This is a genomic window from Sporomusa sp. (assembly GCF_035561255.1).
In the GTDB taxonomy this organism is placed as follows: Bacteria; Bacillota; Negativicutes; order Sporomusales; family Sporomusaceae; genus Sporomusa.
Genome location: NZ_DATMXX010000118.1, coordinates 1 through 10,628, shown reverse-complemented (window position 1 = coordinate 10,628; position 10,628 = coordinate 1). Strand labels below are relative to the sequence as shown.

The 10,628-nt window shown below is 49.3% G+C and carries 10 protein-coding genes; 1 reads left to right on the top strand and 9 read right to left on the bottom strand.

Annotated features, from left to right (window positions below):
- Positions 1-149: 149 nt before the first annotated feature.
- The 9 genes from VN379_RS06955 to VN379_RS06915 form a co-directional block, all read right to left on the bottom strand.
- Positions 150-356, bottom strand: a complete 207-nt coding sequence (locus VN379_RS06955) for a hypothetical protein (protein WP_325532205.1) — start codon at positions 354-356, stop codon at positions 150-152.
- 69 nt (positions 357-425) lie between these two features.
- A complete protein-coding gene (gene nifJ, locus VN379_RS06950) occupies positions 426-3,944 on the bottom strand; it encodes a pyruvate:ferredoxin (flavodoxin) oxidoreductase (RefSeq protein ID WP_325532203.1) in 3,519 nt (1,172 codons plus the stop codon).
- Positions 3,945-3,946: 2 nt separating this feature from the next.
- Complete coding sequence (locus VN379_RS06945; RefSeq protein WP_325532201.1) at positions 3,947-4,618, bottom strand: hypothetical protein; 672 nt, start codon at positions 4,616-4,618, stop codon at positions 3,947-3,949.
- Between the two features lie 18 nt (positions 4,619-4,636).
- Positions 4,637-5,023 carry a hypothetical protein gene (locus VN379_RS06940; protein WP_325532199.1) on the bottom strand — a complete coding sequence of 129 codons (387 nt, stop codon included), beginning with the start codon at positions 5,021-5,023 and terminating at the stop codon, positions 4,637-4,639.
- Positions 5,024-5,067: 44 nt separating this feature from the next.
- Positions 5,068-5,637, bottom strand: coding sequence for a molybdopterin-binding protein (locus tag VN379_RS06935; RefSeq protein ID WP_325532198.1), 570 nt, complete (start codon positions 5,635-5,637; stop codon positions 5,068-5,070).
- A gap of 39 nt (positions 5,638-5,676) precedes the next feature.
- On the bottom strand, positions 5,677-6,708 hold the full coding sequence (locus VN379_RS06930) for a hypothetical protein (protein WP_325532197.1): 1,032 nt from the start codon (positions 6,706-6,708) through the stop codon (positions 5,677-5,679).
- A 36-nt stretch (positions 6,709-6,744) separates the two neighbouring features.
- Positions 6,745-7,125, bottom strand: a complete 381-nt coding sequence (locus VN379_RS06925) for a hypothetical protein (RefSeq protein WP_325532195.1) — start codon at positions 7,123-7,125, stop codon at positions 6,745-6,747.
- 62 nt (positions 7,126-7,187) lie between these two features.
- On the bottom strand, positions 7,188-8,450 hold the full coding sequence (locus VN379_RS06920; RefSeq protein WP_325532193.1) for an MFS transporter: 1,263 nt from the start codon (positions 8,448-8,450) through the stop codon (positions 7,188-7,190).
- A gap of 43 nt (positions 8,451-8,493) precedes the next feature.
- Positions 8,494-9,246 (bottom strand): SDR family NAD(P)-dependent oxidoreductase, encoded by a 753-nt coding sequence (locus VN379_RS06915; RefSeq protein ID WP_325532191.1) that lies wholly within the window; start codon positions 9,244-9,246, stop codon positions 8,494-8,496.
- Positions 9,247-9,597: 351 nt separating this feature from the next.
- On the opposite strand from VN379_RS06915, the gene VN379_RS06910 reads away from it, so the two are divergent.
- Complete coding sequence (locus VN379_RS06910) at positions 9,598-9,810, top strand: helix-turn-helix transcriptional regulator (protein WP_325532188.1); 213 nt, start codon at positions 9,598-9,600, stop codon at positions 9,808-9,810.
- Positions 9,811-10,628 lie beyond the last annotated feature (818 nt).

The window sequence follows — 10,628 nt, the reverse complement described above, 5'->3', positions numbered from 1 at the left end:
AGATAATTGTTATTAAAGGCATTCATTCATTAATACAAAAATCCTGCTACTAAGCAGGACAATCTATTTTACCATAAGAAGAAATATTTTACACTTCTTGGGGAAACAAAAAAGCTGACAAACCTAAACCACCATGATAATGGCGTGTTTTAGGTCTTCAGCTTTCTAATCAACCACAGAACCGAATGTTTAACAAACCAGTGCCCGGATTGCACTATATTATTGCTTTCTGTTGGCAGCAATCTTCGCCGGATGGCCTGGCGTTTTTCTTCTTCCCGGACCTGCCGCTGCCGCTCGAACAGGGCCTGTGCCCTTACGCGTATTCCAAAACAGGAGCAAGTTCTCTCACAAGCCAATATTCGGCCCCGTGCTCAATGCTCTTTTTTATCTCTTCGAACGTTTTTCCGGTATATTCTTGAGTGGGACTACTGACTGGAAAACCGCCTGTAGCTGTCGATCCTGCTCTTCGCATCCCGCTCGGCTTTCTCAAACAAGCTTTGTGCCTTATCAGGAAATTGCCGCTGAAGCGCCGAATACCGGACTTCGCTCTGCAGGAACTCCTGGAAACTGGCCGTAGGTTCCGGGGAGTCCAGTTGGAAGGGATTTTTCCCCTGCGCTTGTAATTGGGGGTTAAAACGGTACAGCGACCAATAGCCTGCCGCCACTGCCCGCCTGGCCTGCAGCTGACTCCTCAGCCCGCCGCGGATTCCGTGATTCACGCAAGGAGCATAGGCAATAATCAGGGAAGGGCCTGGATATGCTTCGGCTTCGGCAATCGCTTTGAGCGTCTGCTGCTTATCGGCACCCATGGCGATTTGCGCCACATAAATATAGCCATAAGACATCATCATGACACCCAGATCTTTTTTGCGTATTTCCTTGCCGCCGGCGGCAAATTGGGCAATCGCCGCGGTAGGCGTGGCTTTGGAGGACTGACCGCCGGTATTGGAATACACCTCGGTGTCAAAGACCAGAACATTGATATCTTCGCCGGAGGCCAGAACATGATCCAGCCCGCCGAAGCCAATATCATAAGCCCAGCCGTCACCGCCGAAAATCCATTGCGACCGTTTGACGAGGAAATCACGGTACCCATAAATTTCGTTTAACAGGGCATTACTGCCCTTTTCAGCTTCCAGAACAGCGAGTAACCGCTCAGCCCGCTCCCTGGTCCCTTCCCCATTATCTTTATGGGTTAACCAAGCCTGCATGGCGCTTGCCATCGTCTCCCCGACAGGCTGCGCCAGCGCTGCTTGGATCAGTCCGGTCAGATTCCTACGAACCTGCTGTACACCCATGTGCATCCCCAAGCCATATTCAGCATTATCCTCAAACAGTGAGAAGCCCCAGGCAGGCCCCTGCCCTTTGGCATTCGTAGTATACGCTACAGACGGAGCGCTGCCGCCCCACACGGTCGAGCAGCCGGCCGCATTGGCAATCATCATACGGTCACCAACAAGCTGGGTAACCAGTTTGGCATACGGGGTTTCGCCGCAACCGGCGCAGGCCCCGGAAAACTCAAGCAGAGGTTGTGCAAACTGACTCCCTTTTACCGTCAGCTTTTGCTTGTCCGAAACCGGTTTAATCGAAATCGTGCCAGCGAAAGACCACCGTTCATCATTGTGCGGCTGCTGGCTGGCCAGTGGTTTCATAACCAGGGCCGTCTCCTTAGCCGGGCAAATATCGGCGCAATTGCCGCAGCCGGTGCAGTCCAGCGCGGAGATCGCCAGGTGAAACTGAAGACCCGGGTAGCCATTGGCCGGTTTTATGGCAAAACCTTCAGGAGCATTTTTTAGCTCTTCATTATTTATCAGCAGCGGGCGGATGACTGCGTGGGGACAAACATAAGAACACTGATTGCACTGAATGCATTTGTCGGCCTGCCATTCCGGCACATTGACGGCAATACCCCGCTTTTCCCAGGCCGTAACCCCCAGCGGGAATGTCCCGTCTTCCCTGCCGGCAAAAGTACTGACAGGCAGCTGATCGCCTTGCTGACGATTCATTGGCAGCATGACCTGTTCAATAAATTCCGGTAACCGACCACTGCACTGTATCTGTTCATCGACCGCACTTAACCAGGCCTGAGGCACATTCACCCGGTGCAGCTGCTCAGTACCACGCTCTATCGCCGCACAGTTCATGTCGATGACAGCCTGTCCCTGTTTACCATAGGACTGGACAACCGCGTCCTTAAGATAACGGACAGCGTCGGCAAGCGGAATAATGGCCGCCAGTTTAAAAAATGCCGCCTGCATCACCATGTTGATGCGGCCGCCAAGGCCCAGTTGCTGCGCAATGTCGACTGCGTTGATGATGTAAAACCCGATCGAGTGACTGGCAATGTAGCGTTTCATCGCTGCCGGAATATTGGCCTCAAGCTCCGCTGGGGTCCATAAACAATTCAGTAAAAATTTTCCTCCCGGTTTTAGTCCGGCCAGTACATCATACTGAAGCACATAAGACTGATGATGACAGGCCACGAAATCAGCCTTGGTGATCAGGTAGGAAGATTGTATGGGCTGCCTGCCGAAGCGCAAATGGGATATCGTCAGGCCGCCGGATTTTTTAGAGTCATAAGCAAAATAAGCCTGCGCATACAAGTCGGTATGATCGCCGATAATTTTAACAGTATTTTTGTTGGCACCTACAGTGCCGTCTGCGCCCAGTCCCCAGAATTTGCAGCAGGTTGTTCCGGCCGGGGTCGTATTGATGTCTTCCGGATATTCAGGCAGAGAAGTAAAGGTCACATCATCCACAATGCCGACAGTAAAACCTTCCCTCGGATTCTCAAGAGCCAGATTCTCATAGATTGCCGCAATGTGGGCCGGAGTAAAATCCTTTGATCCCAGGCCATACCTGCCGCCGACAATGACCGGTGCAGCCTTTTTGCCGAAAAATGCATTCCTGACATCCAGGTACAGCGGCTCTCCCGCCGCTCCGGGTTCTTTCGTCCGGTCGATGACAGCGATTTTCCGCACGCTCGCAGGAATTGCTTTCAGCAAATGCTCAATGGAAAAAGGTCGGTACAAATGAACCTCAACAAGGCCAACTTTTTCACCAGCGGCATTCAGATAATCAATCGTTTCTCGGATCGCGTCACAGCCTGATCCCATCGCAATAATAATACGGCCGGCAGCCGGGTCCCCGTAATAATTGAATAATTGATAATTGCGACCGGTAAGTTTATTAATTTCCCCCATATAATACTCAACAAGACCAGGGATTGCCGGGTAAAACCGGTTAACCGCCTCGCGGGTCTGGAAATAAATATCCGGATTCTGGGTCGTGCCTCTGAGTACCGGATGATCCGGGTTGAGCGCCCGGCTGCGGAACTCCCGGACTGCTTCTTTATCCAGCAGCTGTTCCATTTCCGCCCATTCGAGCACCTCAATCTTCTGGACTTCATGTGAGGTACGGAAGCCGTCGAAAAAATGGAGAAACGGTATCCTGCCTTTGATGGCCGCCAAATGCGCCACTGCGCTCAAATCCATGACCTGCTGCACACTGCTGGCTGCCAGCAGGGAAAAACCGGTCTGGCGGGTAGCCATAACATCCTGGTGATCACCAAAAATGCTTAGTGCGTTAGTCGCCAGCGCTCTGGCGCTTACATGGAAAACAGCAGGTAATAGTTCCCCGGCCATTTTATACATGTTGGGAATCATCAGCAGCAACCCCTGGGAAGCGGTATAGGTTGTAGCCAGCGCGCCGGCCTGAAGACAGCCGTGAAAGGTTCCTGCCGCGCCGCCTTCAGATTGCATTTCCATCACCCGCACGGGTTGGCCGAATAAATTTTTACGTCCCTGGGAAGACCACTCGTCAACCAGCTCCGCCATTGGGGAGGAAGGTGTAATCGGGTAAATGGCCGCCACCTCGGTAAAATGATAGGAAACGTAGGCGGCTGCAGTATTCCCATCCATGGTTTGTTGTCTGCGCTCTGTCATGCTCAATTACTCCTTACGGTAAAAGTTTGGTGATACAACTCCAGGCTGCAGGCACCACTCATGCTGCCCCCTGGCACACGATAGGTTTTCTTGGTCTGAGACTGCCGGATGAAAAAACCGCCACCACCGGTTTGCTGCCCTCCGCAGCCGTCCAGAATAACCACGGCCGCTGTCGCAGGCGTTGTTTCAGCCAGGTTTAAGATTTGTGAAGGTTCTCTGGCTCCTTTGGTAAGCTGGTTTAATTTAGTAATGAAAATTTCGCCCTGCTCCTGATTGATTCCCATCAAGGCCACCCCCGGGCCTCCCGGGAAGGCTACAATACAAATATCCTGTGTTAGAAATTCCAGTTGACTTGGCGCCGGCAAAAGCTCTGCAAAGGGGGACCCGATGACCCCGCCCCCGGCAGCCGTCACTGTTTGGCTGTTGATACTCAAAGCAATGGCCTCTATGCTTTCAATCGCAAACAACCGGCCCTGCCTGGCCAGCCAAAAATCAATAGCTGCAGGATCACAGATCCGCTCCAGGGCATTTCTCTCACATGCAAGCCTTGCTTGCAGTTTACTAATTGCGGCAAGCAAGGCTTGGTGGCTGCCGATACTCCCCGTAGTTCCATACCCTATAACTAATAAGGCTACAAGCGGGCTTACCACCTGTTGGAAAACAAAAATAAACACCACAATCACTCTTTCAACCTACCGCACCTCTTGGGTGTTTGGTTTTAATTGAAGCCACTTTTCTGCCGTGCAACCGCCCTTCTGGGCTGTGATTGAAACCAAATCATCAAAAGCAATCTCAGGGACTTGCTCAGCCTTCACGATTCTGGCAATCTCAGTCCCTGTTATGCCCTCATTGGCAATAACCTCAACAATATTCCATTCATTTTTGAATACCTGCTCCGGCGAGAATTCATATACATCAAATTCCAAGCCTTCCCCGGACACGCCGATAACCCTTACCGGACGGTTTAACCGCTCAATTAACTTCTGTTCGATCTCAGTTAGATTAATCCGGTCTATCTTTATCCCCACAACCTTGACCACGGTTTTATCCACATAGATAATGATGCGTTCACAGCCCATTAGTAATCAACTCCGGCCTTTAATCATTCCAATTGATGCTCACGTTATTTGCCGGCAGGTTCCTTGTTTAAAGCAGGCGGAAATGTTTTTCTCGCGTCAAGCTGGATTTTCACTGGATACTGCGCAAAAATAGCCTGGGCTACCTGCAATGCCAATGTCTTAACATCAACATCTTCTACTGTATTTCCCAAAACGGCCTTAGCCCCGCTGACAGCCTCCACAGTAGGTCCGGGCAGGGTAACAACTAACTTATTTTCAAATCTGCCCACAACAATTTTCGCCAGAAGATGTCCGTTGCTGCCAATCAGTTCAACTGCCTCACACCCTTGTACAATTTCCAGGACAGCTTCATGAGTACAGTCAACAGCCAAACCACTGTTACACATTTTACCGCCACCGGAACCACCTGTTAAAAATATAATTCCCCGGCCTTGGCCCCAACCCCGCACCTCTTTTTGAATTTCCGCTTTCCTATCAGGGGGCGGAACAGTTCTGACAATGCGGCACGCAGGCCAAAACCCAAGGACCAGTTCCATGATCTGCGGGGAATTTGTGTCCAGCACAAGGCCTTGCCTGATTTCATCGCCTGTGGGAATAATAACGACTTCTTCCATGTTGACTTCAGTCACCTCTACTTTGCCGGCTGTTTATACCTACACTTTGATTCTGATTTTCTCTATCACTTGCTCACTTTTAATCCGGGCAGCATTCTCAACCCCCGGAATAATGGTATCGGCCTGCCGGATGATTTGCTCGCGGCTTAATGCAGGCGCGGTCTGAGCCAGTGTATCCACATTAATGCCGATTGCAGCTAATTCCAGTCTCGCTGCCGGAGTGATATTATAAGCATTGAGCTCCACGCCGTAAGCGGCTGCCACCTGCAAGACCGCCGGTGAGCAGCCTAATTCACAGGCCGGCCGCAAGCCAAAATCAAGCGCATCAAGGATGGCCTTTGCCAGCACATCTTTCGGGGCTACAATACACGGCAGCCTGGCCTTCAGGGTTTGCGCATAGACACCGGAATTATGCGCCGTATCACCAGGCTTACACTTCAAGAATTGCTGTGACCGGCTATAATCTTCAATAATGGTACAGCCAATGCCCACGGAAATTTCCTTCCCGGTAATACCCCAGAGAATATCCTGATCTCTGAGTATCTGCAACTGCCCCAGAATAGGTACAAGCATTTCTTCCATCGTTACGCAATCCATGACTTCAGTTCCGGAATTATTATTCACGACGCGGCCGCTAATCGCCACATTGTGCAAAGGCACAATCTTTTTCACCGGGTCTGGTCCGATAAACAGCTTGCGCCCCGAAAACCTTTCATAGCCCAGCTTAAGATGCGGTTCCCGGACAAACGTTGCCGGGGTTACCTCCCGCTCCTTGCAGAACAACCGGCCAAACTCCGGATGGATCTTACCCCCATCGGCAGCAGCAAACGCAACAATGGCTCCCTCGACACAAAGACCGTCACTGGTGGTTGTATAGGCGTGCTCCATATCAAAAACATTGATCGCAACCGGTGAATGAACATGTTTTGCAATGATTTGCAGGCCTTCATCGATCTCAAGCTTGGCCTGCGCGAACTCACAAACATCAACATAGACGATATCAACCGGCGCACCGTGCTTGGGACCACAGCCTTTGGGTAACAACCTCACTTCTATCCTGGCGTCACTCATACATTCACCCCGCTTCAAATTTACTTAATTCCGGTGCTAATGCTCCCCTAATTTAGGCCGCCTGTCTTCTACTGCGGCAAAACCAACCAACTCCACATCCTCAGTAGGGTGCAGAATATTGGTATTTTCCAGGATAGCCTTCACCGGGCTGCCGCTCTTATCAAACCCTTTGATAATAATGGTATGCATGGTTTCCGGTATTCTCGGCACAACGACAATCTCAACATTTTCTACCCGGCTGTCCTCCGCAATCTCTGCGACAGCAAATTCCACCCTGCCGGTCCGCAGCGACTGGAATTTTGCATATTGTAAATTCTCAATCCCCTTAATCACTACTGTTTTCAGGGGAGAACACTGATAAACTGCCGCTTTAAGCTTTTGAATCCAGTCAGGCAGGCTTGTGTGCATCGCTCTCATTTTTACAATTCCCCCAGTTAACTTGTGAAGAATCTTCGTCCACCGTAAAAGCCACTAATTGATTAAATACCGGGTGCAGCAGACCCCTTAACCGGTTTGGCAAACACCGCTACCAACAGGGCTCCCGTTATCGCCAAGCCCCCGGTTAAAAAGAAGGCACTGGTAAAGTGACCGGAGACCTGGACGATGTATCCGGTGATGCTCGGGGCAAAAATACCGGCGGTGTTCGACAGGAAATGCACAAACCCGCCCACGCGGCCCACACTGTCACTCTGTACCGAGTCCTGGATGATCGCCCAATAGGATGGGGTCGCCAGATACGCAAAGAATATACCGCACGACATCAAGGCCACAGCCGCCGTCGCGGTTGACACCATGCCGCACAGTCCGATGGAAACGGCAGCCCCGGCCAGACATACCGAGATAACAAGCTTTCTGGCCAACACCAGATTGCCGAGTTTTTTAACCAGATAATCGGATATAAAACCACCCAGACCGTACCCTAACGCGCCAAACAGCCAGGGAATGACACTGACGATGGCCATGTTTTTAATGCTCAGATTATGGGCCATGACAAGATAGCTGGAAAACCATGTCAAAAAGAAGTAGGTTGCGTAATTTGTGGCAAAAAATGCCACAATGGTAGCCACAATGATTGGCTGCTTAATGTAGTAGCTAAGCGGAAGCTTTGCCGGGGTTTGTATCGAGGTAACCTTACCTGCCTCAATCTCCTGCAACTCTGCCGGTGATACATGAGGGTGATCTTTCGGCAGATCGGTTACCAGCCTGTGCCAGAAAATTACCCAGACAAACCCCATCATAGCTAACGTAATAAAGGAAATCCGCCAGCCGTATTGAACGGCAATTAGGCCGACGATGGGCCCGGCCAGGGCAGCCCCCAGCGACATTCCGGTATCGGTAATACCTTTGGCTTTGGCCCGTTCGGTTGCCGGAAACCAGTTATTGATCATTTTATTGGTGACCGAGCTTACCGGCCCTTCACCGGCGCCAAAGACGATCCGGAAAACAAGTAGGGACGCAAAACTCCAGGCCACAGCTGGGGCCGCGGCAAACACCGACCACAATATCAACGCAATGGTGATTGTTTTCTTTGGACCGTAAATATCTGATACATAACCACCGATAAAACAAAACAGTGCATAACTTGCAAAAAAGCCACTGAACAGAACCCCCATCTCCGCCGGGGAAAGATCAAACTCTTTCATAACATAAGGCGCCACGATCGACAGTGATGCTCTGTCGACATAGTTGATAAAGGTTAACAGCACCATAAGCCCCAGGACTACCCAACGATATCTTTTCATGACACGGCCTCCTCGTAATGTTTCGTTCCGGTTTACTCCCTGCTTAGCTGGCTGTCCAGCCGCCGTCAATGACAATGTCGGCGCCGGTAATATAGCCGGCACGCGGTGATGCCAGGAAAACGATCAACTCCGCCACCTCATGGGGAGTTCCGGCCCGTCCCATCGGGGTACGTGATTCAATCAATTGCCGCCAGCAAACATCGTTCATTACTTTTTCCACCATCGGGGTACTGATGAAAGCAGGCGAAATCGAGTTGATTCTGACACCGCTTTTGGCCCATTCATTGGCCATCCCTTTGGTAAACTGCTTCACACCGCCCTTGCTAGCCGCATAGATTGTCCGCTCAGGCAACACGATATGGCCTTGCAAAGAGCTTAAGGTCACAATAGCGCCTGAACCCTGGGCAACCATCTCTTTCCCGCATTCCAAACAACAGAAAAAGGACCCCTTTAGATTGATATCAATAATATAGACCCAGTCCTCTTCCGTGTAATCCAGTGCCAATTTCCTTACATTGACCCCGGCACAATTGACCAGCACATCAATCCGCCCGTAACGCTCCATAACAGTCCGGACCATGCTCTTTATTTCGCCAACCTTGCCGACATCAGCGCTGACGTAACCGGCCTTATAACCCTTGCCGGTAAGCTCAGCGGCATAGTCCCGGCATTTGACCTCATTCCTGCTCACAATGATGCACTGGGCATCATCCTCGCAAAACCGCTGAACAGTCGCTTTGCCTATCCCTTCACTCCCCCCTGTAACGACAACAATCTTCCCGTCAAACTCTTTCATTCATTTCACCTCTGCAATTAATTTGCTGCATTTTCTTCAGCACCCGCATTGAAGACAGGCCCTTGCTGCGCTATAATGGAGACAATCGCATGTGGAACACACCCCTGTTTTCCGTTCGATTTATCTCCATCAGCAGCAGTCGCCTTGTTGTGACGATAGGCGACACGTGTCTTTGGGACACATTTTCAGGCAGACTTTGCCGTTGTATGCAGGCTTACATTCTGTAGGTCTGCTCTAGTTTAGGTTACTCTTTTATTCACCACCTTCTTGAACAAATTATTTCAGGAACAATTTGTTCCTCTTTATTATATAAGAACAAATTGTTCCTGTCAATATTATAGGAGTGTTATTATGAATCTTTCAAGTCGATTAAAAGAGTTGAGACAAAAACATAACGTATCACAACAGGAATTAGCCGATTTACTAGACGTGACCACTCGCGCCTGGAGGTTTTATGAATCAGGAGAGAGAGAACCCAATATTGCTAGACTTATTTCCCTTGCTGATTATTTTAATGTGTCGCTAGATTATCTAGTCGGCAGATCAGATAAAGACCGAAGATAGTAATCAATTACGGTTATATAAAGTGATATACTGCAATTGCTTTAAAGGCAATCAATTTAACATGGACACCATTAAAGCAATCAGGACAACTCACTAACATAATCATAATGACTAAGATAGTTTACCGGCATTAAGTATTGGGCTTCTATTTAGTGGCTTTCCTCAATATAGGCCACTAAGACATTCAATCTGATAATATTGACTAACGAGGTGCGCTAATGATACCAGATAATATTAATCAGACTCATATAAATAAAGCCGCAAAATATATTGACCTAATGGGGTCCCACCAGAAAAAGCTTCATCCAAATATGATGTTATTATAAATGGTAAATCTTATCCACCAAAATATCTTATTTCTTTAGCTAATAAAATTGCTAATAGTAATGAACTTAGTCCATCGGATTTTTCGGGAGGGCAGGAGTCTAATTCCTTTTTAAAAGCATTAGGCTACTCAATAATACTAAAACAAAGTGGATTGTCAATTTGGTAGCCTATTGCCGATTGACTCCGCTTTTTACCCAAGGTTAGTTAAAAAATAGGGATATAGCAGTGGTTTCGGACGGTTCTCTTGAGTCATTTTTTACCTATGTCGTACTTTATCATTCTACAGAATTCAGTATAAAAATGGGAACATAGTTCCTATATCCTTGTCCTTTACCGAAGGCGATAGATCAGGTAAAACGGTTTGTTACATGGAAAAGAGTTCGATATGCCGAGCCGCGACCTTGCAAATCCACCTCTATAAAGAGGGATACGGCCAGAACCGTCACCTTGTATTCTTCGGGTTTATTACAACTATATCGTTTATAAAGAAC